The 21,902-nt window shown below is 68.8% G+C and carries 21 protein-coding genes and 1 riboswitch; of the genes, 10 read left to right on the forward strand and 11 right to left on the reverse strand.

Annotated elements, in window-relative coordinates:
- Nucleotides 1-71: 71 nt before the first annotated feature.
- Complete coding sequence (gene pta, locus ACL03I_RS01155; RefSeq protein WP_355071571.1) at nucleotides 72-2,144, reverse strand: phosphate acetyltransferase; 2,073 nt, start codon at nucleotides 2,142-2,144, stop codon at nucleotides 72-74.
- 140 nt (nucleotides 2,145-2,284) lie between these two features.
- On the opposite strand from pta, the gene ACL03I_RS01160 reads away from it, so the two are divergent.
- Nucleotides 2,285-2,791 (forward strand): nitroreductase/quinone reductase family protein, encoded by a 507-nt coding sequence (locus ACL03I_RS01160; RefSeq protein WP_355071569.1) that lies wholly within the window; start codon nucleotides 2,285-2,287, stop codon nucleotides 2,789-2,791.
- 69 nt (nucleotides 2,792-2,860) lie between these two features.
- Here ACL03I_RS01160 and fgd read toward each other — a convergent pair whose 3' ends face one another.
- Nucleotides 2,861-3,871, reverse strand: coding sequence for a glucose-6-phosphate dehydrogenase (coenzyme-F420) (gene fgd, locus ACL03I_RS01165; protein ID WP_355071568.1), 1,011 nt, complete (start codon nucleotides 3,869-3,871; stop codon nucleotides 2,861-2,863).
- 219 nt (nucleotides 3,872-4,090) lie between these two features.
- Here fgd and ACL03I_RS01170 point away from each other — a divergent pair, with 219 nt between their 5' ends.
- Nucleotides 4,091-4,849, forward strand: a complete 759-nt coding sequence (locus tag ACL03I_RS01170; protein ID WP_355072115.1) for an HAD-IIA family hydrolase — start codon at nucleotides 4,091-4,093, stop codon at nucleotides 4,847-4,849.
- A 200-nt stretch (nucleotides 4,850-5,049) separates the two neighbouring features.
- On the opposite strand, the gene ACL03I_RS01175 is transcribed toward ACL03I_RS01170, so the two are convergent.
- Both ACL03I_RS01175 and ACL03I_RS01180 read right to left on the reverse strand, forming a co-directional pair.
- Complete coding sequence (locus ACL03I_RS01175) at nucleotides 5,050-5,499, reverse strand: MarR family winged helix-turn-helix transcriptional regulator (protein ID WP_355071566.1); 450 nt, start codon at nucleotides 5,497-5,499, stop codon at nucleotides 5,050-5,052.
- Nucleotides 5,500-5,549: 50 nt separating this feature from the next.
- Complete coding sequence (locus ACL03I_RS01180) at nucleotides 5,550-6,173, reverse strand: type 1 glutamine amidotransferase family protein (protein WP_355072113.1); 624 nt, start codon at nucleotides 6,171-6,173, stop codon at nucleotides 5,550-5,552.
- 88 nt (nucleotides 6,174-6,261) lie between these two features.
- On the opposite strand from ACL03I_RS01180, the gene ACL03I_RS01185 reads away from it, so the two are divergent.
- Nucleotides 6,262-6,714 (forward strand): RpiB/LacA/LacB family sugar-phosphate isomerase, encoded by a 453-nt coding sequence (locus ACL03I_RS01185; RefSeq protein WP_355071565.1) that lies wholly within the window; start codon nucleotides 6,262-6,264, stop codon nucleotides 6,712-6,714.
- A gap of 95 nt (nucleotides 6,715-6,809) precedes the next feature.
- Nucleotides 6,810-8,312 carry a serine/threonine-protein kinase gene (locus tag ACL03I_RS01190; RefSeq protein ID WP_412804920.1) on the forward strand — a complete coding sequence of 501 codons (1,503 nt, stop codon included), beginning with the start codon at nucleotides 6,810-6,812 and terminating at the stop codon, nucleotides 8,310-8,312.
- 11 nt (nucleotides 8,313-8,323) lie between these two features.
- On the opposite strand, the gene ACL03I_RS01195 is transcribed toward ACL03I_RS01190, so the two are convergent.
- From ACL03I_RS01195 to ACL03I_RS01205, 3 genes are all read right to left on the reverse strand, one after another.
- Nucleotides 8,324-9,538, reverse strand: coding sequence for an O-succinylhomoserine sulfhydrylase (locus ACL03I_RS01195; RefSeq protein ID WP_379249147.1), 1,215 nt, complete (start codon nucleotides 9,536-9,538; stop codon nucleotides 8,324-8,326).
- On the reverse strand, nucleotides 9,535-9,951 hold the full coding sequence (locus ACL03I_RS01200; RefSeq protein WP_412804921.1) for a rhodanese-like domain-containing protein: 417 nt from the start codon (nucleotides 9,949-9,951) through the stop codon (nucleotides 9,535-9,537). Before ACL03I_RS01200 ends, ACL03I_RS01195 begins: the two co-directional genes overlap by 4 nt.
- Before the next feature lie 14 nt (nucleotides 9,952-9,965).
- A riboswitch (SAM riboswitch) is annotated at nucleotides 9,966-10,082 on the reverse strand.
- 63 nt (nucleotides 10,083-10,145) lie between these two features.
- Entirely contained in the window at nucleotides 10,146-10,595 is a 450-nt protein-coding gene (locus tag ACL03I_RS01205) for an Rv0361 family membrane protein (RefSeq protein WP_355071558.1), read from the reverse strand.
- Between the two features lie 377 nt (nucleotides 10,596-10,972).
- On the opposite strand from ACL03I_RS01205, the gene ACL03I_RS01210 reads away from it, so the two are divergent.
- Nucleotides 10,973-12,436, forward strand: a complete 1,464-nt coding sequence (locus tag ACL03I_RS01210) for an FAD-dependent oxidoreductase (protein WP_364424645.1) — start codon at nucleotides 10,973-10,975, stop codon at nucleotides 12,434-12,436.
- Between the two features lie 84 nt (nucleotides 12,437-12,520).
- Nucleotides 12,521-13,396, forward strand: coding sequence for an amidohydrolase family protein (locus tag ACL03I_RS01215; protein WP_355071555.1), 876 nt, complete (start codon nucleotides 12,521-12,523; stop codon nucleotides 13,394-13,396).
- A 3-nt stretch (nucleotides 13,397-13,399) separates the two neighbouring features.
- On the opposite strand, the gene ACL03I_RS01220 is transcribed toward ACL03I_RS01215, so the two are convergent.
- The gene (locus ACL03I_RS01220) at nucleotides 13,400-13,897 is read right to left on the reverse strand and encodes a DUF456 domain-containing protein (protein WP_355071554.1); all 498 of its coding nucleotides are present in this window, start codon (nucleotides 13,895-13,897) and stop codon (nucleotides 13,400-13,402) included.
- Nucleotides 13,898-14,076: 179 nt separating this feature from the next.
- Between ACL03I_RS01220 and ACL03I_RS01225 the strand changes: the two genes are divergently transcribed.
- On the forward strand, nucleotides 14,077-15,174 hold the full coding sequence (locus ACL03I_RS01225; RefSeq protein ID WP_355071553.1) for a CaiB/BaiF CoA transferase family protein: 1,098 nt from the start codon (nucleotides 14,077-14,079) through the stop codon (nucleotides 15,172-15,174).
- Between the two features lie 314 nt (nucleotides 15,175-15,488).
- Here the strand turns inward: ACL03I_RS01225 and yczR are convergent, their stop codons facing one another.
- Nucleotides 15,489-16,994, reverse strand: a complete 1,506-nt coding sequence (gene yczR, locus ACL03I_RS01230) for a MocR-like transcription factor YczR (protein ID WP_355071551.1) — start codon at nucleotides 16,992-16,994, stop codon at nucleotides 15,489-15,491.
- Between the two features lie 63 nt (nucleotides 16,995-17,057).
- Here yczR and ACL03I_RS01235 point away from each other — a divergent pair, with 63 nt between their 5' ends.
- From ACL03I_RS01235 to ACL03I_RS01245, 3 genes are all read left to right on the forward strand, one after another.
- On the forward strand, nucleotides 17,058-17,276 hold the full coding sequence (locus ACL03I_RS01235) for a hypothetical protein (protein WP_412804922.1): 219 nt from the start codon (nucleotides 17,058-17,060) through the stop codon (nucleotides 17,274-17,276).
- Nucleotides 17,277-17,326: 50 nt separating this feature from the next.
- Complete coding sequence (locus tag ACL03I_RS01240; protein WP_355071548.1) at nucleotides 17,327-17,950, forward strand: methylated-DNA--[protein]-cysteine S-methyltransferase; 624 nt, start codon at nucleotides 17,327-17,329, stop codon at nucleotides 17,948-17,950.
- A 146-nt stretch (nucleotides 17,951-18,096) separates the two neighbouring features.
- Nucleotides 18,097-18,933: an alpha/beta fold hydrolase gene (locus ACL03I_RS01245; protein ID WP_412804923.1), complete on the forward strand. Its 837-nt coding sequence runs from the start codon at nucleotides 18,097-18,099 to the stop codon at nucleotides 18,931-18,933.
- Nucleotides 18,934-18,944: 11 nt separating this feature from the next.
- Here ACL03I_RS01245 and ACL03I_RS01250 read toward each other — a convergent pair whose 3' ends face one another.
- Complete coding sequence (locus ACL03I_RS01250) at nucleotides 18,945-19,229, reverse strand: hypothetical protein (protein WP_355071546.1); 285 nt, start codon at nucleotides 19,227-19,229, stop codon at nucleotides 18,945-18,947.
- Nucleotides 19,226-21,832 (reverse strand): helix-turn-helix transcriptional regulator, encoded by a 2,607-nt coding sequence (locus tag ACL03I_RS01255; RefSeq protein ID WP_355071544.1) that lies wholly within the window; start codon nucleotides 21,830-21,832, stop codon nucleotides 19,226-19,228. Before ACL03I_RS01255 ends, ACL03I_RS01250 begins: the two co-directional genes overlap by 4 nt.
- Nucleotides 21,833-21,902: the final 70 nt, after the last annotated feature.

Here is a 21,902-nt window from a genome sequence, read left to right on the forward strand (position 1 = left end):
CTCGCTCGGCAACCACGATCACCACGCGCTTGTTCCGCGACGCGCCCGCGCCGCGACGGCGAACGCACCCATCAGCTGTCCTGCGCCTGGATGGCGGTGATCGCCACGGTGTTGACGATGTCGGCCACCAGCGCGCCGCGCGACAGGTCGTTGACCGGCTTGCGCAGACCTTGCAGCACCGGGCCGATCGCGATCGCGCCCGCGCTGCGCTGCACCGCCTTGTAGGTGTTGTTGCCGGTATTGAGGTCGGGAAACACGAACACCGTGGCGCGCCCGGCGACTTCCGAATCGGGCAGCTTGGCGTCGGCGACGGTCGGTTCGATCGCGGCGTCGTATTGGATCGGCCCCTCCACCGGCAACTTCGGTGCGCGCTCGCGCGCCAGCTTCGTCGCGACGCGCACCTTGTCCACGTCCGCCCCGCTACCGGATTCGCCGGTGGAGTACGACAGCATCGCGACCCGGGGCTCGATGCCGAAGCGGTCGGCGGTCGCCGCGGACGAGATCGCGATATCGGCCAGCTGCTCCGCGGTCGGATCCGGCACGACCGCGCAATCGCCGTACGCGAGCACCCGGTCGGCCAGGCACATCAGGAACACGCTGGAGACGGTGGAGACGCCTTCCACCGTTTTGATGATCTCCAGCGACGGGCGGATGGTGTGCGCCGTGGTGTGCGCCGCGCCGGAGACCATGCCGTCGGCGATCCCCTTGTACACCATCATGGTGCCGAAATACGAGATGTCGGCGACGGTTTCGCGGGCGCGCTCCAGCGTGATGCCCTTGTGTTTGCGCAGTTCGGCGTATTCGGCGGCGAACTCGTCCAGGTAGCCGGAGTTGCGTGGGTCGAGCACCTGCGCGGCGGAGATGTCCACCCCGAGTTCGGCGGCGCGGGCGCGCACCGCCGTCTCCTCGCCGAGGATGACCAGATCGGCGATCTTGCGCTGCAACACCCGTCCGGCCGCGCGCAGGATACGGTCGTCGTCGCCCTCCGGCAGCACGATGCGTTTGCGATCGGCTCGCGCGCGCTCGATGAGCTGGTATTCGAACATCTGCGGCGTGACCACCGGACTGTGCGGAACGTCGATGCGTCGCAACAGCTCCGCGGCGTCCACGTGTTCCTCCATCAGAGCCAGAGCGGTGTTCACCTTGCGTGGGTTGCCCGCGGACATGCGGCCGCGGCTGCGGTACGCGGCGCCCGCCGTGTCGTAGGTGCCGAGCTCGGTGGTGAGGATCGGCAACTTGGGTTTCAGGCCGGTCATGAGCCGCGCCACCGCGGGATGCGGCAGCAGGCCGCCGTTCATGATGATGCCCGACAGCGACGGAAAGCCCTCGGCCTCGTGCGCGTTCACGACGCTCAGCAGTACGTCGGACCGATCGCCCGGCGCGATCACCACCACGCCCTCGGTCAGCCGTTCCAGGATGTGCTCGGCGGTCATGCCGCCGACCATGACCTTCAGCGCCTCGCGGTGCAGCAATTCCGGATCACCGCTGTACATCTCGCCGTCGATGGCGGCGCACAGCTCGGCCATGGTGGGGGCGATCAGCAAGGGGACCTCGGGCAGTGTCCAGGACGGGACGTCGAACCCGCCGAGCGCCGCGCTCACCTCGTCCAGCCGCTGCGGGTCGCAGCGATTGGCGATGATGGCGACCAGCTGCGCGTGCTCGTGCGCCAGCTCCGACGCGCACAGTTCGGCCAGCTGCTTCACCTCGTCCGGAGTGCGCCCGGCGCCGCGGACCACCAGCAACACGGGTGCGCCCAGATTGACCGCGATCCTGGCGTTGAAGCGCAACTCGCTGGGGCTGGCCACGTCGGTGTAGTCGCTGCCGACCACCACCACCGCGTCGCACGCTTTGGCGACCTCGTGGAAGCGCAGCACGATCTCGCTGATCGCCGCGTCCGGATCGGCGTGCACCTGCTCGTAGGTGGTGCCGATCGCCTGCGCGTAGTCGATGTCCGCCGTGCTGTGCTCGAGCAGCAGTTCGAGGATGTAGTCGGGTTCGGTGGTCGAGCGTGTGATCGGCCGGAACACCCCGACCCGCGCGGTCGTCGCGCACAGCGTCTGCAGTACCCCGAGGGCCACCGTCGACTTACCGGTGTCGCCTTCGGGAGAGGCGATGTACACGGCGGATGGAGCGTTGTCGGCCATGTCCCAGAGCTTAGTGAACCAGCGGCAACCGGAACCCGCCGCGCGACGATCGTCACCCACCGGGGCCTGCTCGGCGAGGTTCGATAGGTGCTGGCGCGAAGCCGCCGAAGCCGATATCCCGGGGCCGCTATAGTCCGGGCATGGCTGAGCAATTTCCGGACCGGCAGTGGGGTTCGCGGACCAACCTATTCGCTCGCGCGGCAAGCAGATTCGCGGCCACCAAGCCCGGCTCCCGACTCGTCCGGGCCCTCACGCCACTGGACCGGGCGGTCCTGGAGCGCACCCATGCCAAGTACACCGTGCTCGGCCCGATCGGCGCGCCGGTCATCCTGCTGACGACGATCGGACGCAAGTCCGGCCAACCGCGCACCCAGCCGTTGCTGTACGTGCACGACGGCGACACGCTCTACGTGATCGGCAGCAACTTCGGCCAGGCGCACCACCCGGCCTGGACCACGAACCTCCTGGCCCACCCCACCGCGACGGTGGCGATCGCGGGCGAACGCATCCGGGTAACCGCCACCCCCGTCGAGACTCCCGACAAAGACGCGATCTTCCAACGCTTCGTCGACATCACCGGCGCCTACGCCGCCTACCGCTCCCGCACCACCCGCGACCTGCGAATCTTCGCCCTCCGCCGGGCGTGACTTCGCGAGTGGACACCACTGCGGCATCGGCCCGAGAAGACCTCTCCGTGGTGTGCCACTCGTGAACGGTCAGGCCAGAGCGCGGAGGCGGGGGGCCAGGTCGCGCTGGAAGAGGTCGAGGAAGCGGCGCTGGTCGTGGCCGGGGGCGTGGAAGACCAGGTGGTTGAGGCCCGCGTCGATGTAGGGCTTGATCTGGGCGACAGCCTCGTCGGGGTCGCTGGCGACGATCCAGCGCTTGGCGATCTGCTCGATGGGCAGCGCGTCGGCGGCGGCCTCCATCTCGATCGGGTCGGTGATGCTGTGCTTCTGCTCCGGGGTGAGCGACAGCGGAGCCCAGAACCGGGTGTTCTCCCTGGCCAGTTCCGGATCGGTGTCGTAGGAGAGCTTGATCTCGATCATCCGATCGATGTCGTCGACGCTGCGGCCGGTCTTCGCCGCGCCCTCCGCGACGGCGGGCATCAACTTCTCGGTGTAGAGGTCCATCCCCTTGCCCGAGGTGCAGATGAAACCATCGCCCGCGCGTCCGGCGTACCGCGCGACCAGCGGGCCGCCCGCGGCGACGTAGATCGGGACACCGCCCTTGGGCACGTCGTAGATGGAGGCGCCGACGGTCTTGTAGTACTCGCCGTCGAAGTCGACGCGGTCGCCGGTCCACAGGGCGCGCATCAGGTCGACCGCCTCGCGCAGGCGCGCGAAACGCTCCTTGAACTCCGGCCATTCGCCGGTGTAGCCGGTGGCGATCTCGTTGAGCGCCTCACCGGTGCCGACACCGAGCATCACGCGATCGGGGTACAGGCAACTCATGGTGGCGAATGCCTGCGCGATCACCGCTGGGTTGTAGCGGAACGTCGGGGTGAGCACCGACGTGCCGAGCTGAATGCGCTGGGTGCGCTCACCGACCGCGGCCAGCCAGGCCAGCGAGAACGGCGCGTGTCCGCCCTTGTGCCGCCAGGGCTGGAAATGGTCGCTCACGGTGGCGCTGTCCAAGCCGTGTTGCTCGGCCAGCACCGCGATCTCGACGAGTTCACGGGGACCGAACTGCTCCGCCGATGCCTTGTATCCGAGCTTGAGTCCGCTCATCTGCACGCTCCTCGCGTTTCGTTTCGCCGCCATCGCGATCCGTCATCGACAGTAGTCAACGCTGCCGCCCTCCGCGCCGACGGCCCGACGCGGATGATCTTCACAGCGGAGAACACCGCGGCGGGGGCGAAATGTTTCTGCGGTGGCCGGCGCGGGGCGATAGCGGATAATGGCCGCGTGAGCGCAGACGACGAGCCGATCCTGTCCTACTTGACCGATATGGACGGCGTGCTGGTGCACGAGGACCATCTCATTCCGGGCGCCGACAAGTTCCTCGCCGAACTGCGCGCCAACGAGACACCGTTCCTGGTGTTGACGAACAATTCGATCCGCACGCCGCGCGATCTGCAGGCGCGACTGCGGCACACCGGGCTCGACATCCCGGAAGAAGCGATCTGGACCTCCGCGCTGGCCACCGCCACCTTCCTGAACGAACAGCGCCCCAACGGCACCGCTTACGTGGTGGGCGAATCCGGCCTCACCACCGCACTGCACGAGATCGGCTACGTGCTGACCGACAGCGACCCGGACTACGTCGTCCTCGGCGAGACCCGCACGTACTCTTTCGAGGCCATCACCACCGCGATCCGGCTGGTCGAGCGAGGCGCCCGTTTCATCGCGACCAACCCCGACCCGACCGGCCCGTCCCGCGATGGCTCGCTGCCCGCGACCGGCTCGGTGGCCGCGCTGATCACCCGCGCCACCGGACGCGACCCGTACTACGTCGGCAAGCCGAACCCGCTGATGATGCGCTCCGCGCTGCGCCGCATCGGCGCACATTCGCAGTCGACGGTGATGATCGGCGACCGGATGGACACCGACGTGATCTCCGGCCTGGAAGCGGGCATGCGCACGATCCTGGTCACCTCGGGCATCTCCACCCGCGCGTCCTTCGAGGCCTACCCCTACCGCCCCACGATGGTGGTGGACTCCGTCGCCGACCTGATCGGGAAGACCGAGTCCCCGTTCGCCGACTGAGCGACACGTCCGGACCTGCGACGAACCACGCCGCCGCTGCCGCCTCCTCGGTCTCGGAAGCCCGCCGGGGACCAGGCACTCGTCGATCCGACAACAGCCGCTGCCCAGAGGCTCGGCGCGCGAAAAGCTTTCCGCGACCCGCACTTCCGCCTACGACGACGTACGCTGCGGTCGAACGCGATCGTCGTTGGTCGGCGCGGCTAGGCGCCGTCCGTGGTGATCGCGTCGATCGCGGCGGACAGCGTGGTGAGCACCTCGACGGTGCGCGCGAGCTGATCGCGGCCGAGTTCGTTTACGAGCCGTTCGGCCAGCACTTTGTGTTGCGGGTCGATGCGGTGCACCGCCGCCCGGCCCGCGTCGGTGACCGCGACGAGTTTCGCGCGCCGGTGGGCGGGATTGGGCTGGTATTCGGCGAGCCCTTTATCCACGAGCAGATCCGCGATGCGCTGGACGCTCTGGCGGGTGATGCCCATCTCGCGGGCGATGCCCGCGACGGGTAGCGGCGCACGCAGCACCGCACCGAGCACTTGCCACCAAGCGGCGGTCAGGCCCGCCGGTCGCGCCAGTTCCTCGGCCACGCCGAGGAACTGACCGTTCAAACGGAACGACGTGATCGCCGCCGCGGCGAACAATTCCTGTTCTGGGGTCATGCGTCGCCTCCCGATGCCGGCGATCCGGCCGGATCACCGACGATTCTCGCTCACGCGTGCTGCGCGTCGTATTCCGCCAGCACCGCCCATCCGGCCGGATCGGAGTGCGCGTACAACGCGTACCAGCCATCCAGCACATGCGGCTCGTACACGCCGAGCCTGCCGAGCACCTCGCGCGCGAACTCGAACGGCGCGCTCGCCCCGGCGGTGATGACGTCACCGTCGGTGACGGCCGGTTCGTCGACGTAGTGGTGCGCACCCGAATACCCGCTGTAGCGAAGGTATTCGGCGACGTTGCTGGTGTGCTCGCGAGTGTCGAGCAGACCCGCCTTGGCCAAGCCGAATGTCGCACCGCACATCGCGGCGACCGGAACACCGGCGTCCACGAACTCGCGTGCCTTGTGCGCGAACGGATCCAAGTGCGGCCCCTCCCAGGTGTCCGCGCCCGGCAGGATCAACATCGCGCTGTCCGCGGGGGTCAGCTCGGCGAGCACGACATCCGGCACGATGCGCATGCCGCCCATCGTCGTGATCGGCTCCACGGTCGGGCCGACCGTCTTCACTTGCCAGGTTCCCGGTTCCCGGTGCCAGCTCGGCTTGTTGATGTGCGCGGTCGCCGCGCCCACCTCCCAGTCGGCGAGTGTGTCGTAAACGGCCATGTGCACGGTCTTCATCATGACAGTATGCTGTCATATTTGACAGCATACTGTCAATGCGAACGATCGTCCGCACTGCCCGCGAACCGGCAACTACGCTGAACGCATGCGAATTTCGGTGGCGGCGGACGAGCGGGTCGGAGTGGCCGCGGAACTGGTCGACGAACTGGGCAAGCGCGGCCACCAACTCGTGTTGCACGGCGCGCTGTCCGACGAGGAACGCGACGACTGGGCCTGGGCCAGCGAAGCGGCCGCCCGCGATGTCGCCTCCGGCCACGCCGACCAAGCCGTCGTCTGCTGCTGGACCGGCACGGGCGCCTCGATCGCGGCCAACAAGGTCGCAGGTGTCCGCGCCGCACTCTGCGCGGACGCCTCGACCGCGGCGGGCGCCCGCACCTGGAACGACGCCAACGTCCTTGCCCTGAGCCTGCGTTCGACCTCCAGCGCCGAGCTACGGGAGATCCTCGACTCCTGGTTCACCACCGAACCGAGCTCGTCCCCGGACGACCGGGCCAACATCGCCCATCTCACCGACATCGAGCGCACCGCCGATGCCTGACGAAGCCTTCTCCGCGTAACGTGCGGCGTCGACAGCACGAAAGCGGACGCCCTCCCGCCCGCGATGGCGACGAAACCCGGCGATACGGTCGAGGCATGTCCGTGCAGAGCGCCGGTGGCACGTTCGGGAACTACTCGCTCGAACGCTTGCTGGGTCGTGGCGGCATGGGTGAGGTGTGGTTGGCACACGACCCTGAGGGCCGCGCCGTGGCGCTCAAGGTGCTGTCCGCGGCGTATACCGCGGATTCGCTCTATCGGCAGCGCTTCGAGCGGGAGGCGCGGCTGGGCGCTCGGGCGCGCGACCCGCACATCGTGCCCATCCACGCGTTCGGCGAGGTCGACGGCCATCTGTTCTTGGAGATGGCCTACATCGATGGCGTCGACTTGGGCACCCGGCTTCGATCGGGCGCGCTGCCGCCGGATCGGGCCGTCGACGTCATCGCCCAGGCCGCCGAGGCGCTGGACGCCGCGCACGCGGCCGGACTCGTGCACCGCGATGTGAAGCCGGGCAACATCCTTCTGCACACCAGCGGTTTCGTATATCTGATCGATTTCGGTATCGCCCGCGCCGCCGACGGCACCGCGCTCACCGCCACCGGGCTGGTGGTCGGCACGCTGGGGTACATGGCGCCGGAGCGATTCACCGGCACGGTCGATGCCAGGTCGGATGTCTATTCGCTGGCCTGCGTGCTCTACGAGACCCTCACCGGACAACCGCCCTACGGCGCGGGCGATCCGGCACAACAGATGCGGGCGCATCTGATGGCCGAGCCGCCGCGCGCCTCGCGGGCGGCCCACGGCGTCCCGGCCGCACTCGACGACGTCATCGCCCGGGGAATGGCCAAAGAGCCGGACGCACGCTATGGCAGCGCGGGGGAATTCGCCGCGGCGGCGTCGGCCGCTCTGGCCCGGTCCACGGTCGCGCGACCGGCCCCGCCTCTCCCGGCACCGGCCGCCCGCCCGCGAACTCGCGTCATGACCGCCGCCACTGCGGCGCAGCCGACGCCCGAGGTACGTTCACCCGCTCCGACCGGCCAGCTCCATCGTCGGCGAAAGCGCCGATGGATACCCGTCGCCGCAGGGGCGGCGCTCGTCGCCGCGGCGGCGTTGTGGCTGCTGGTAGGCGGCATCGGGTCCGCGCCCGTCGCGGGTCCGACGACCCGCGAAACCGCTACGCCGACCGATACTCCGCTGCCCCCGACCGGCGGACAACCCGCGAATCCGGGTACTGCCGTGCGCGACGGAAACTTCGCTTTCACCGTGACCGATGTGGGCTCCGGCGGCGGTTCCCGAACCATCGTCACGCTGACGGTCACCAACGTGTCCGACCGCGACCAAGTCCTCGACGTCACCGGTCAACGGCTGGTCACCACCGCGGGCCGCTCCGTCGCACCCGACGCGGCGGCCACCGCCGGACTCAACCCGCCCGGCGACGACTTCGCACGCATCGCGCCCGGCCGCGCCGACACGATCCGGCTGGCCTTCGACCTGCCGGGCAAGAACAAGAACGGCAAGAAGAACGACAAGAAAGACGACGTTCCGAGCCACTTGATCCTGCACGGTGCACCGTCTTCACCCGGCGTCACCATGCCGATGTGACCGATCCCTGCTCAGGCGAGGGCTTGGTCGAGATCCTGGAGCAGGTCTTCCACGTCCTCCAGGCCCACCGAGATGCGGACGACGCCGTCGGACAAACCGATGGTGGCCCGGCCTTCGGGACCCATGGCGCGGTGTGTCGTGGTCGCGGGGTGGGTGATCAGGGACTTGGCGTCACCGAGGTTGTTGGAGATGTCGACGATGCGCAACCGGTTCAGGACTTCGAACGCGCGCTTCTTCGCCTCGTTCTCGGGTGCGTTCAGCTCGAAGGTGACCACGGTGCCGCCGCCGCTCATCTGGCCCGTGGCCAGCGCGTACTGCGGATGCGAATCCAGGAACGGGTATCGCACCCAGCTGACGGCCGGGTTGCTCTCCAGGAAGCGGGCGATCCGCAGCGCGGACTCCGTCGAATGGCGCACCCGCAGCGGCATCGTCTCCAAGCCTTTTAGCAGCGTCCACGCGTTGAACGGGCTCAGGGCCGGGCCGGTATGGCGCATCAACGTCTTCACCGGGCCGTCGATGTAGTCCTGGGCGCCGAGGATCGCGCCGCCCAGCACGCGGCCTTGGCCGTCGATGTGCTTGGTGCCCGAATAGACCACCACGTCGGCGCCGAGTTCGAAGCCGCGTTGCAGCAGCGGAGTGGCGAACACGTTGTCCAGCACGACCTTCGCGCCCGCCGCGTGCGCCAGCTCGCTCACCCGCCGCACGTCGACCAACGTCTGCATCGGATTGGCGGGCGTCTCGAAGAAGACCGCCTGAGTGGGCACGGACAGCGCCTGTTCCCACTGGTCGAGATCCTCGCCGTCGACGAAGACGGTCTCCACGCCCCAGCGCGGCAGTATCTCGTTGCACACCACGAAGCACGAGCCGAACAGGCTGCGCGCGGCGACGAGCCGGTCGCCGGCGCCCAGCAGCGCGCCCAGCGCGGTGAACACCGCGGCCATGCCGCTCGCGGTCGCGAAGCACGCCTCGGCGCCGTCGAGCAGGCGCATCCGCTCCTCGAACATGGCCACCGTCGGGTTGCCGTAGCGGGAGTAGACGAAATGTTCGACCTCGCCGGTGAACGCGGCCTCGGCGGCCTCCGCGCTCTCGTAGACGAAGCCGGAGGTGAGGTAGAGCGCCTCGGCGGTCTCCTCGAAACCGGAGCGCCGCAGCCCGCCGCGCACGCCGAGCGTCGCGGGGCCGACGCTCTCGGGCAGCGGCTTGTCGAACGCGCCGCCGGTGATCACGACTGCCGCCAGGGCAGTCCGAGGGCACGCCAGCCGGAGCCGCCGCGATGCCCGAATTCGTCGAGCGGGCCTTCGAAGCCCTCCAGCACGTTGTAGGAGGTGCGGTAGCCCGCCGAGGTGGCGGCGATCGCCGCACCCACCGAACGCTGACCGGAGCGACAGAGGAAGACGACAGGAGCATCGGGATCATGGCCGTCGAGCGCTTGCTTCAGCTGCTCGACGAACGTCTCGTTGCGCGCTCCCGTGGAATCGACCCACTCGATCAGCACGGTCGGCCGTTCGATCGGGCTCGTGTCGGGGACTCCGACGAATCTCCATTCCGCTTCCGTCCGCACGTCCACCAGGACGGCTTCCGGATTGTCCCGCAGCAACTCCCAAGCCTGCTGAGGGGTGATGTCACCGGCATAACTCATGTGCACCTCCTGCGAATCCGCACTTGCCGCGCCCGGGACCAGGGCGCCGCCAGGTCGTCACCCGGAGCACCCCACCGCGGAGGAGGGTTGCCGACCAGCAATGCCGGGGCTTGACACTGGTTCTCATGACCTTCGACTGAGATTGCACCGACCCGGGTCACCGTGTCAAACGGTGACGCACCCTGCGCGAACGCTCAGGTGCATACCAGCCACTTGTCGCCGGATCTGGCGAGAATCCAGGTCGTCGTCTTCTCCTGCCCGTCCACCTTCGTGGTGACGGTCGCCTTGCCCCGGTCGCCGTCCACCATGGGCGGGTCGATTTTCGTGATCTCGACGGGCTTTCCGGCGCCGTCCTGGCCCGCCAGCGGTGAGTGGGCGGCGTCGAAGCCCTGGCACGCGGTGCCGGGCGGCGGCACGGCGTCGCTGCGGTTGGCACCGTCGACGAAGTTTCGGACGGCCGCCGTGATGCGGTCGGCGTCTGTGACATTTTTCTCAGCGGGTGACAGCACACCGCCGAGCACGATCGCGATCAGCACGATCGCCGCGACCACCGCGGCGGCGACGAACGGGACCACCGAGCGTTTATCGGTCTGATCGACCCGGATGATCTCGTCCTCGCCCGCGGTCGGCTGCTGTTCGGTCATGGCTCGATGATCCCTGGTCGGCGCCGGTATCGAGCGCTCGACCCCGGGCAAACACCGGCGCGACGCCGACCAGGGGCGAGCGGCGGCGATAGACCGCGCGCGAGCGGGTAAGCGGCAATCGTGGCTGTCGATGGCATCCGTCGAGTTCACGCACCGACGCGGGGCGGCGTCGGCCATCCCGATAGAATCGCGGGACGGCGGCCTGCTGTCATAGCGAATCGGCAGCTCTACGCCGCGGCGAACGGAGCACCGTGCAGCCACGAGCCGGCGACGCCGGCGTCCGCACCGGACGGGTGCGACCGAGCCGGTGCGTCAACTTAGCCTAAGCTAAGCCCGACGTCATTAATTGTTTCGACCATAAAGGTGCGCGTAAAGAGATGACCGAACAGAGTGCAGTAGAGGATGGCGGTGTCCGCGAGCCCTCCGTGGTGACGCAGGCTTCCTCCTCCGGGCCTGACGCGCACACCGCGAAGACCCGCCCGCTCCGCATCGCGATCGTGGGCGCCGGACCGGCCGGGATCTACGCCGCCGACGCCTTGATGAAGTCCGATGCCGAGGTGTCGATCGACCTCTACGAGCGCATGCCCGCGCCGTTCGGCCTGATCCGCTACGGCGTCGCGCCCGATCACCCCCGCATCAAGGGCATCATCACGGCCCTGCACAAGGTCCTCGACAAGCCGCAGGTGCGCCTGCTCGGCAACATCGACTACGGCACCGACATCACCCTCGACGACCTGCGGGCCTTCTACGACGCGGTGATCTTCTCCACCGGCGCCAACGCCGACCGCGCCCTGCCGATCCCCGGCATCGACCTCGACGGCTCCTACGGCGCCGCCGACTTCGTCTCCTGGTACGACGGCCACCCCGACGTCCCCCGCACCTGGCCGCTGGAGGCGGAGAAGGTCGCCGTCCTCGGCGTCGGCAACGTCGCCCTCGACGTCGCCCGCGTGCTGGCCAAGACCGGCGACGAACTGCTGCCGACCGAGATTCCGCCGAACGTCTACAAGGGCCTGGTGGCCAACAAGGCCGTCGAGGTGCACGTCTTCGGCCGCCGCGGTCCCGCGCAGGCCAAGTTCACCCCGCTGGAACTGCGCGAGCTCGACCATTCGCCCACGATCGAGGTCATCGTCGACCCCGAGGACATCGACTACGACGAAGGCTCCGAAGCCGCGCGCCGTCACTCCAAGCAGGTCGACATGGTCGCCAACACGCTCGAGCAGTGGGCCATCCGCGACGCGGGCGACCGGCCGCACAAGCTGTTCCTGCACTTCTTCGAATCCCCCGCCGAGATTCTCGGCGAGAACGGCAAGGTCGTCGGCCTGCGCACCGAGCGCACCGAGCTCGACGGCACCGGCAACGTCAAGGGCACCGGCGTGTTCAAGGACTGGGACGTGCAGGCGGTGTACCGCGCCGTCGGCTACCTGTCGCAGAACCTGACCAACCTGCCGTTCGACGACCAGGCCGGCACCGTGCCGAACGAAGCGGGCCGCGTGCTCATCGACGAGAACGCCGACGGCGCCGCGCGCTACCTGCCCGCCACATACGTCACCGGCTGGATCAAGCGCGGCCCGGTCGGCCTGATCGGCCACACCAAGGGCGACGCCAACGAGACCATCGCCTGCCTGCTGGACGACGCTCCCGGCTTCACCCCGGCCGAGCGGCCCGACCCCGAGGCCGTCATCGAGTTCCTCGAAGGCAAGGGCATCCCGTTCACCACCTGGGCCGGTTGGTACCGCCTCGACGCGCACGAACGCTCCCTCGGTGAGCCGGAGGGCCGCGAGCGCGTCAAGGTCGTCGAACGCGAGGACATGCTGCGCGCCAGCGAACCCCACAAGGTCTGATCACCCCGCAGTGACCCCCTCCGCCGCCATCGCGACACCCCTGCTGTGGCAGCGGAAAATCCGACCCTGAGGCATTCTGTACAAGTGTTCGATGCCCACCTGCACATTTTCGACCCGCGGTTTCCGCTGGCCGAGAACGAGGGCTACCTGCCCGACCCGTTCACCATCGCCGATTACCGGAAGCGCATGGCGCGCTACGACGTCAGCGGCGGCGCCGTGGTCAGCGGGTCGTTCCAGGGCACGGACCAGACCTACCTGAAGGCCGCCCTCGCCGAACTCGGCGAGGGCTGGGTCGGCGTCACCCGGCTCGATCTCGACGCCTCCGACGAGGAGATCCTCGAACTGGACCGGATCGGTGTGCGCGCACTGCGTTTCAACCTCAAGCGCGCGGCCACCGACATCGCCGGAATGACGTTGCAGGCGCTGCGCGCGTACGAGCTGGCCGGCTGGCACGTCGAGGTCTACATCGACGGCACGATGCTGGCCTCGTTGCAACCGGTCATCTCCAAGCTGCCCGCGCTGTCGGTCGACCATCTGGGCATGTCCGCCGAAGGGCTGCCCTTCCTGCTGGACCTGGTCGACCGCGGAGCCAAGGTCAAGGCGACCGGTTTCGGCCGGGTCGCGATGAACGTCGCCGACACGCTGCGCCGCGTGCACGCGGTGAATCCGGAAGCCCTCATGTTCGGCACCGATCTGCCCGGTACCCGAGCCGGACGTCCGTTCCGGGACTCGGACGTGGATCTGCTCTGCGACGTGGTGGGCACCGACATGTACGCGGTGCTGGAGGACAACGCGCGCGCGTTCTATCGGCTCCCGGCCCGCGAGCGTGTCGTCCGCGAGGAGCCGGCCCCCACGCTGCCGCTGTACCGGCCCGAACCGCCGACCCTCCGGCTGCGCCGCGACGAACTCCCGGGAAGCCGCGCGGGCGACACGATCCCGTTCCCCGCCATCGATAGGTAGCGCTCAGACGGCGAACACACCGGCGAGCCACACACCGGTGGCAAGCAACGCGCCGAAGAGTTCGATCAGGATGGACAGTCCGACGCCCTTCAACGCGTGCACGGTCGCCTGCCACGCCTGCCGGTTGACGCGCAGCCGCTGGAGTTCCCAAAGATAAACGCCGAGAACGAAGCCCACGAACAGGCCGATCACCGGAATCACGAAGAAGCCGATGACGCCGAGTATCGCGCCGAGCAGGACCGCGCGGTTGGACACTCCCGCGTCCTTCATCCTGCGCCCCGGCCAGGTGTATTTGACGACGCCGGAGAGCACCAGCAGCACCGTGCTGATCGCGAAAACCGTCCAGGCCGTGGCGCCCCCGGTGAGAAAGGCCCAGACGGCGATGGCCGCGAAGATCAGGATGACGCCCGGCAGGATCGGCACGACGATGCCGACCAGACCGACCAGAATCGCGAGACCGGCGAGAAGGTTGTACCACCCCTGATCAGACAGCGCTTGCACACGTGCAGCCTAGGACCGGGCGACCGAACGGGCGACTCGTCGTCCATCCGTCGTCCGGGTATGCCCCCGGCTCCGGCCCCGGCGTTATTGTCATACTGTCAATACAACCCTCCCGGCCGCGTTCGGGAGGACGCGCCGGACCGCCGGTGCGCTGGATCAACGACGAACCGAGGTAGGGCGTGAGCACTCCATCCACCGCCAAGCAGGGCCCGCTCGCGGGCATCAAGGTCATCGAGCTGGCCGGGATCGGTCCCGGTCCGCACGCCGCGCTGCTGCTCGCCGATCTGGGCGCCGACGTGGTGCGGGTGCAGCGTGCGGGCCAGCTGCCGGGCGGGTTCGACCGTCCGCAGCTGCGCGGCCGGACGATCGTCGAGGCCAACCTCAAGGACCCCGCCGACATCGAGAAGGTTCTCGGCCTCGTCGAGAAGGCGGACGTGCTGATCGAAGGCTTCCGCCCCGGCGTCACCGAGCGGCTCGGCATCGGCCCGGACGACGCGCTCGCCCGCAACCCGCGCCTGGTCTACGGACGGATGACCGGCTGGGGTCAGGAAGGCCCGCTGGCCGATCGCGCCGGACACGACATCAACTACATCTCCATCACCGGCGTTCTGCACGCCATCGGCCGCAAGGGCGAACGCCCGGTCCCGCCGCTGAACATGGTTGGCGATTTCGGCGGCGGCTCGATGTTCCTGGTCTTCGGCATCCTCGCCGCGCTGGTCGAGCGGCAGCAGTCCGGCAAGGGCCAGGTGATCGACGCGGCCATGGTCGATGGCGCCCTTGCCCTTTCGCACATGATCTGGGGCATGCGCGGCGCGGGCGCCTGGTCCGATGAGCGTGGCGTGAACCTGCTCGACACCGGAATGTCGTTCTACGACACCTACGAAACCTCCGACGGCAAGTACATGGCGGTCGGTGCGATCGAACCGCAGTTCTACGCCCAGTTGCTCGCCGGACTGGAGATCGAGGCGGACGGCCTGCCCTTCCAGCTCGACCCCGCCGGTCAGGAAACGCTGAAAAAGCTTTTCGCCGAGCGTTTCCGGACCAAGACCCGGGACGAATGGGCCGAGATCTTCGTCGGCACCGACGCGTGTGTCTCTCCCGTGCTGACATTCGACGAGGCGACGCGAAACGAGCACATCGCGGCCCGCGGCTCGCTGCTGGAGCTCGACGACATCACCCAGCACGCCCCCGCGCCGCGATTCTCCCGCACTCCGAACGGGATTCCGACCCCGCCGCCCACCACCGCCACCCCGATCGAGACGGTCTGGGCCGACTGAGCGTCGAGCGGGGTGGCATGGCGCCACTCCGCTTCGCGGCTGATAATTGAAACTTTTAACATACCAACCGGTTCGACAGTTCGGCACCGGGCCTGCCATACTGTCCGCGAGCAGGTGGCTTTCGAGAATCGCGAACCTCGTCCGGTCCGCTCCTTGACCGCTGCTCGAGCTGGAGGCCTCCGCGCCGTGCGAGCTTCTGCACACCGCCCGAGCACGACGAGGGCCAGCCCCGAGGGGTGGCCGGCCGATCGTGCTCGGCGGTGCTCGGAGGGGACATACCGCCTGCGGAGGCTCTCCCCAGCGACGAAATCGCTTCAGTAGCAGGTCAACGGCGTCAACGGGTCGGCGGCGCGTGGCGTGAGCGCCATATAGGCGGACGCGATGGCCTTGACCGCCAAACGCAATTCGGGTTCCTGGTGGGTGAACGGCAGCCGCAGGAACCGTTCGAACGCGCCTTGCACGCCGAATCGTGGCCCGGCGGCGAGTAATACGCCATGGTTGGGAGCCGTGGCCGCCAGCGCCGTGGAAACCGAGGTCGGCAGCTGTGCCCACACCGACATGCCGCCCGCGCCGACGGTGACGCGCCAGTCCGGCAGTTCCTCGGCGAGCGCGTCGAGCAGCGCGGCACGCTGCGAACGCAACTGGTCCCGGCGACGGTCGAGGATCACCTCCGCGTGCTCGAGCAGGTGCACGGTGGCCAACTGGTCCATGACGGGGGTGCCGAGGTCGACCGTGGAGCGGATGCCGAGCAGCTTGGTGATCAGCGCCTGGTTGGTCCGGATCCAGCCGACGCGCAGACCGCCCCAGAACGATTTCGAGGCCGACCCGATGGTCACGATCTCGGATCCTCTGGCGAAAGCGGCGACCGGCGGCGGCGGGTTGTCCGCACCGAGCCCGAGATCCGCCATGGACTCGTCGATCACGATGGTCATCCTGGTGTCCCTGGCGATGGCGGTCAGTTCGGCGCGGCCGTCGGCGTCGAGCAGCAGGCCGGTCGGGTTGTTGTAGTCCGGCACCAGATAGGCCAGGCTGGCCGCGGTCTGCCGCGCGGCACTGCGGACGCCGTCGAGATCCCAGCCGCCCGCCGGGTCCTCCGGGCGCAGCGGCACCGGCACCGGCCTGGCGCCGACGTCGCGGATCGCCTCGATGGCGTTCGGGTAGGTCGGGTGGTCGATGAGCACGCGGGCCGCGGGCGCGGTGAGCACGTTCAGCAGCAGGCGCAGGCCGTGCTGAGCGCCGAGGGTGACCAGGATCTGATCGGGCTCGGTCGGCAGCCCGCGCGCGGTGTAGCGGCGGGCGATCGCCTCACGGAGTGCCAGCACACCGACCGGGTCCATGCCGTGCGTGCCGAGGTAGGCGGGAATGCCCTCCAGGGCAGCCGAATACGCGTCCTGCATCTCCAGCGGGGCGGCCATGGCGGCATAGGTCATGTCGACGGTGGGCAGTTCGGGCGAGCCCATCATGGCCAGGATGCTCCGCGCCGGCTTGACGCCGTCGTGCTGCACGTCGCGGGGCAGGGCCACCGTGCTGCGCGAGCCCTGGCGGCTGATCAGGTAGCCGTGCTCGCGCAACAGCGCGTAGGTGGAGGTGATGGTGGTGCGACTGACCCCGAGGGTGCCGGCGAGATCCCGTTCGCTGGGCAAGGCGACGCCCAGCGGCGCGCGCCCGTCGTGGATCAGCAGCCGGATTCCTTCGGCGAGCGCCAAGTAGGCCGGGCGGGTGGAGCGCCGCCCGGCCGAATCCGGATCGCCGTCGTGCGCGTGCCGCCAATGGCCCAGATCGCGAGCCAGGCTGCCCGCGCCGATCACTCTTGTCGCCATACGGTCCAGTATCGGCCGATTGGATATTTATTGGCAAGGCCAGTGGCGCGCACCCTGACGGACATGATGCTCGCCACCCTGCTCCTGACCGCCTTGCTCGGCTGCCTGATCTACCGATTCGCGCCGGAACGCGACACGCGCACCTTTCGCCTCGAACGCTTCCACCCCGGTACGCCGATGTCCGACCAACTCCTCTCGTACTACGACCACCAGCGGCGATACTCCGATCTCGCGGCGATCTACGGCCGCGGCGACGCACCGAACCAATGCCAGTTCCACTAAACTGGACTGCTAATTGCGAACTTGTCGGGCCCGCGATGCAGACTTGGCTCATGAGTGACGCCACTCGCCTCGCCGCCGATCCTCCGGCGAACGAAGCCACCGAGCCCGTGGCCTCCGGCCGTCCCACACCGTACGCGGTCGCGGCGACGCTGTTCGATACCGCGATCGGCTGCTGCGCGATCGCCTGGAGCAGCGCAGGGGTGATCCGATTCCAACTTCCGGAGGCGAGCCCCGCCGCCACCCGAGCGCGCATCACACGCGCTCGCGCGGGCGAGAAGCTTCACGAGCAGCCACCCACCGAAGCCATCGCCGAGGCGATCGCGGGCATCCGCGCGCACCTCTCGGGGGAACTCGACGACCTGCGTTGGATCGCCTTGGACACCAGTGGAATTCCGGAGTTCCACCGCGCCGTCTACACCGTCACACGCGCCATCGACCCAGGCCACACCCTCAGCTACGGCCAGGTCGCCCATCGCGTGGGCGCGCCAGGCGGCGCCCAGGCGGTCGGCCAGGCCCTGGGCCGCAACCCGATCCCGTTGATCATCCCGTGCCACCGTGTACTCGCCGCCGACCACGCCCTGCACGGCTTCTCCGCCCCCGGCGGCATCGACACCAAGCAGCGTCTTCTGACCATCGAGCGCACACCGGGATTCGGCGAGCCCACCTTGTTCTGAGCGACCACGCCCGACCGGTGCGGCGCCCAGGTCCTGGTCTCGGAGTCATGGATACGCCAACGGACCGATGAATTCGCTCAGTTCGCATCGTCCTACGAGCGAGACATCGGCGACACCCGCCGATCCGGAACGAAAGTGAGCTGGCCATGGAGACTGTGACATCGACCGATGGCACCGTGATCGCGTTCGATCGGCAAGTCGGCGGCGACAACGGAGTCGTGATCTTGATCGGCGGCGCCTTCGGTTTCCGGAAATTCCCCAAGATGGTCGAGTTGGCCGCGGCACTCGCCGAGCAGCACCGATTGACGGTGATCAATTACGACCGACGCGGCCGCGGCGACAGCACGGATTCGCCCGGTGTCTACGACGTCGACCGCGAGATCGATGACATCGCCGCTTTGATCGAGGCCGCGGGCGGTACGGCGGCGTTGTTCGGGTGGTCCTCGGGCGCCGCGCTCGCGCTACGGGCCGCCGAGTCCGGCCGAGTGAAGGGCATCACGAAAGTCGTCGCGTTCGAGCCGCCATTCGTGGTCGACCGGGAAGGGTTCGTACCAGAGGCCGATCTGGAGGCGCGCCTGCACGAACTGATCGCCGCGGATTCTCGCGGGGACACCGTTCGGTTCTACATGACCAAAGCCATGGGACTCCCGCGTGTGATGGCCGCCGTCATGCGATTCACCCCCTTCTGGAAAGACTTGTGCGCCACCGCTCCCTCCACCGCGCACGACTGGGCTGTGATGCGCGACTTCATGCGCGGCGAGCCGCTGCGGCCCGCGGACTGGTCCGGAGTCGGTGTTCCCACCCTGGTCATCGCCGGCGGCAAATCCGACGCGCTACTGCGGAAGGGAGCCCGCGCCATCGCCGCCGCACTTCCCGATGCCGTTTTCCGGGAGATTCCCCGGCTCAGCCACAATCCGAACATCGGGCTTCTCGCCCCCGTCGCGGGTTCGTTCCTTACCGGCGCCGAGCAGCCCGCCGGGTAGTACGCGGCGGCTCAGCGCAAGGGGTGCGCGCGGAAGAATTCGCACGCGTCCCCGGTGATGTAGCCGTCCTCGCAGCCGAAGTACGTCTGGATGCAGGCGTTCGTCGAGCAGCCGAGTTCGATCAATTTCTGCCTGATCCGGGCGTTGCGCTCCTGCGTCGTCTCGGTCTTCGTCGCCACTGTCGCCGAGGGACGCGCGGAACTGGTGACCGGTTGCGGCTGTCCGTCCGAGCACCCGGCGGCCAAGACCAGACCCGCCGCCGTGGCAGCGATCACCGCGGCCGCTCGCAGCGTCATTTTCCGCTCCCGGACTCTCCGCGCATCAGCGCGCCCAGGGACTCGCGATCGGTGACGTCCATCTTGATGCAGGCCCGGTAGAGATGGCCTTCGACGGTGCGCACCGAGACGGTGAGCCGGTCGGCGATCTGCCGGTTGGACAGGCCCGCGGCGACGAGGTTGGCGATCTCCCGTTCCCGCGCGGTCAAGGGCAAGGGTTGTGCGGCCTGCCGCAGCGCGGGGGTGCTCGCTCCGCCGCAGGCGGCGGCGAGCCGGTTGGCGGTGGCGGCGGACTCCAGCAACTTGCGCCGATCCCCGGCTCGCTCGTGGGCCGAGGCGGCCTGCGCCGCGGCGTCGGCGGCCGACAACAGCGCGCCGATGCGCTCGAATTCGGCGGCGACCGAGTCCAGCCCGGGTCCGTCATGGTCGGCGAGCGCCACCGCGTGCCGAGCCTGCGCCTGTACCAGCCGTCCTTCCACTCGCTCGGCCAGTTCCGCCAGTCGTCCGGAGACGGAATGGTCGCCGAAGCGGGCCGCGGTGTGCAGCGCCATGGCCTCGATGGCGTGCTGATGCGAGCGTGCGGCCGCGTCGGCGGCGCCCACCGCGATGCGGATGGCAGGTGTGACGGTTCCTTCGGCCGCGGCCAGCCAAGCGCGCGCTACTTCCAGCTGCGGTTCGTACACGGCACTGTGCCTGCCGCCTCGTGCGGTGGCGTGCGCGATCGACTCGGAGGCGTCGCCGGCCCGCCCGAGCGCCGAATACGCCTCCGCCAGACGGATTCGCGCGGGGAACATCCACGCGGCCGCGCCCTCCGCGGCCAATGCGGCCAGCGCCTGTTCCAGATTCTCGATGCCGTCCAGGAACCGGCCCTGCGCCACATCGACGGTCCCTTGCAGGATCTTCGACATGCCCCAGGCCAGATACTGGCCCGGCGAGGAGTAGCCGACGAATGCCCCGGCGCAGCGCCGCGCGGCCTCCAGATCGCCGGCGAAGGTCAGGGCGAGCACCTCGGCGTGCGTGGACATGAAGCGGTTGAGCCCGTCGATGTGCGCTTCCACCTCGTGCCCACGGGCCGCGTACTGCCTGGCCGCTTCCCCCTTGCCCATCAACGCCGACGCCAGGCCGCCGCCGAACGACGCCCACCACACCGCCCACGGCGGTGCGCCGTCGGCGGACATCACCGTCTCCGCCTCGGCGATCGCGTCGTCGACCCGGTTCTCGTTGACCAGACTCGCCGACGCCAGGCCGGTGAAGATGGCCGCGATCTTCGGATGCCGCACCTTCGCGCGCACCAGCTTCAGCACCTCGTCGGCGCGATCGGCATCGCCCATGGCCCACAACAGGTTCGCCACCCTGGTGCTGCCCCAGCGCGCCAGCTGCACCTCGTCGAGTTGGTCGGGGTCGAAGCTGGCGAGGGTGCGCTCGGCCTCGATCCGGTGCCCCTGCCACAGCAGGGCGCGCGCCAGCAGGTCGGCGGCCTCCACGCCGCCGCGCCGCTCCACCGCTGCGCGGGCGAAGCGCTCGCCCAGCGGCAGATTCGCCAATCCGATCGCGTCGGCCGCCGCCGCCTCGAACAATTCCAGATCCGCGGATTTATCACTGTCCAGCGCCAATTCGGCCAGGCGGATGCGGTCGGCGGCGGAGTTTATCCGGCGGTCCTTCAGCGACGAATACAACCTGCCGCGCAAACGCCGCGCCGAGGCGATGCCGAGCCTGCGGCGGATCACCTCACCGAACAGCGGGTGGTTGTAGCGCACGATCAGATCTTGGGAATTCTCCACCACCCGGATCACCCCGCGCGTTTCGGCGGCTTCCACCGCGTCCTCGCCCGCCAATTCGGCGAGGACGTCGAGATCGATCGGTTCGCAGAAAGTCAGCAGTTCCAGCACCCGCAGCACCGGCTCGGGCAACTGCTCGACGCGGTCCTCCAGCAGCGCGGCCAGCTCCGAGGTCACCGCCGCGCGCCCACGCAGTTGCCACACGCCGTTGACCTGACGCAGCGTGCCCGCCTCCAGCGCACCCTCCACCAAATGCCGCAGGAACAACGCGTTTCCGGCGGAGGACTCCCACATCAGATTGGCGGTGAACCCCTCGAGTTGCCCACCGAGCATCGATTCCACCAGTTCGACGCTCTGGCGCTGGGTGAACGGGCGCAGGTCGATGCGCGTCAGATGGCCGTCTTTCCACAACGAGGTGACCGCGTCCGGCACCGGGACTCCGCTGCGCACGGTGACGACGATGTGGGCGGCTTTGTCGATGGCCAGTTGCAGCAGCAGCGTGGCGGAGAGCTGATCCAGCAGATGCGCGTCGTCGACCCCGATCACCGTGTCCCCGTCGGCGAGCAACGCCTCGCGCGCCGCCGACATGAACGTGACCGGATCGTGCGCCGTATAGACGCCGACCATATGCGCGAACACCCCCAGCGGAATGCTGCGCGCCGACTCGGTGCCCGCCACCCAGCGGACATTGCCGCCGATCGCGGAGGTGGCATGCCGGGCCAGGGTGGTCTTGCCCACCCCCGCGTCACCGGTCAGTACCACGCCGACGTGCCCCGGACCGGTCAGCGCCGCACGGATCGCCTCGAATTCGCTCTCGCGCTCGATCATCGGCCAGTTCCGAGCCATGCTCTAACTGTAGTTCTTCACCGATCATGATCGAAGCCGAGCGAGCACGATAGATGTGGCGAATTTCTGG

The organism is Nocardia sichangensis, assembly GCF_047200615.1.
GTDB lineage: Bacteria > Actinomycetota > Actinomycetes > Mycobacteriales > Mycobacteriaceae > Nocardia > Nocardia sichangensis.

Coding starts and splice junctions, on each gene's coding strand:
- ACL03I_RS01250 (WP_355071546.1), bottom strand. CDS start 19,229: ATGACGCTGCGAGCGGCCGCGGTGATCGCTGCCACGGCGGCGGGTCTG.
- ACL03I_RS01175 (WP_355071566.1), bottom strand. CDS start 5,499: ATGACCCCAGAACAGGAATTGTTCGCCGCGGCGGCGATCACGTCGTTC.
- ACL03I_RS01240 (WP_355071548.1), top strand. CDS start 17,327: ATGAGTGACGCCACTCGCCTCGCCGCCGATCCTCCGGCGAACGAAGCC.
- ACL03I_RS01185 (WP_355071565.1), top strand. CDS start 6,262: ATGCGAATTTCGGTGGCGGCGGACGAGCGGGTCGGAGTGGCCGCGGAA.
- ACL03I_RS01170 (WP_355072115.1), top strand. CDS start 4,091: ATGGACGGCGTGCTGGTGCACGAGGACCATCTCATTCCGGGCGCCGAC.
- ACL03I_RS01180 (WP_355072113.1), bottom strand. CDS start 6,173: ATGAAGACCGTGCACATGGCCGTTTACGACACACTCGCCGACTGGGAG.
- pta (WP_355071571.1), bottom strand. CDS start 2,144: ATGGCCGACAACGCTCCATCCGCCGTGTACATCGCCTCTCCCGAAGGC.
- ACL03I_RS01200 (WP_412804921.1), bottom strand. CDS start 9,951: ATGAGTTATGCCGGTGACATCACCCCTCAGCAGGCTTGGGAGTTGCTG.
- ACL03I_RS01210 (WP_364424645.1), top strand. CDS start 10,973: ATGACCGAACAGAGTGCAGTAGAGGATGGCGGTGTCCGCGAGCCCTCC.
- ACL03I_RS01245 (WP_412804923.1), top strand. CDS start 18,097: ATGGAGACTGTGACATCGACCGATGGCACCGTGATCGCGTTCGATCGG.
- ACL03I_RS01205 (WP_355071558.1), bottom strand. CDS start 10,595: ATGACCGAACAGCAGCCGACCGCGGGCGAGGACGAGATCATCCGGGTC.
- ACL03I_RS01255 (WP_355071544.1), bottom strand. CDS start 21,832: ATGGCTCGGAACTGGCCGATGATCGAGCGCGAGAGCGAATTCGAGGCG.
- yczR (WP_355071551.1), bottom strand. CDS start 16,994: ATGGCGACAAGAGTGATCGGCGCGGGCAGCCTGGCTCGCGATCTGGGC.
- ACL03I_RS01190 (WP_412804920.1), top strand. CDS start 6,810: ATGTCCGTGCAGAGCGCCGGTGGCACGTTCGGGAACTACTCGCTCGAA.
- fgd (WP_355071568.1), bottom strand. CDS start 3,871: ATGAGCGGACTCAAGCTCGGATACAAGGCATCGGCGGAGCAGTTCGGT.
- ACL03I_RS01235 (WP_412804922.1), top strand. CDS start 17,058: ATGATGCTCGCCACCCTGCTCCTGACCGCCTTGCTCGGCTGCCTGATC.
- ACL03I_RS01160 (WP_355071569.1), top strand. CDS start 2,285: ATGGCTGAGCAATTTCCGGACCGGCAGTGGGGTTCGCGGACCAACCTA.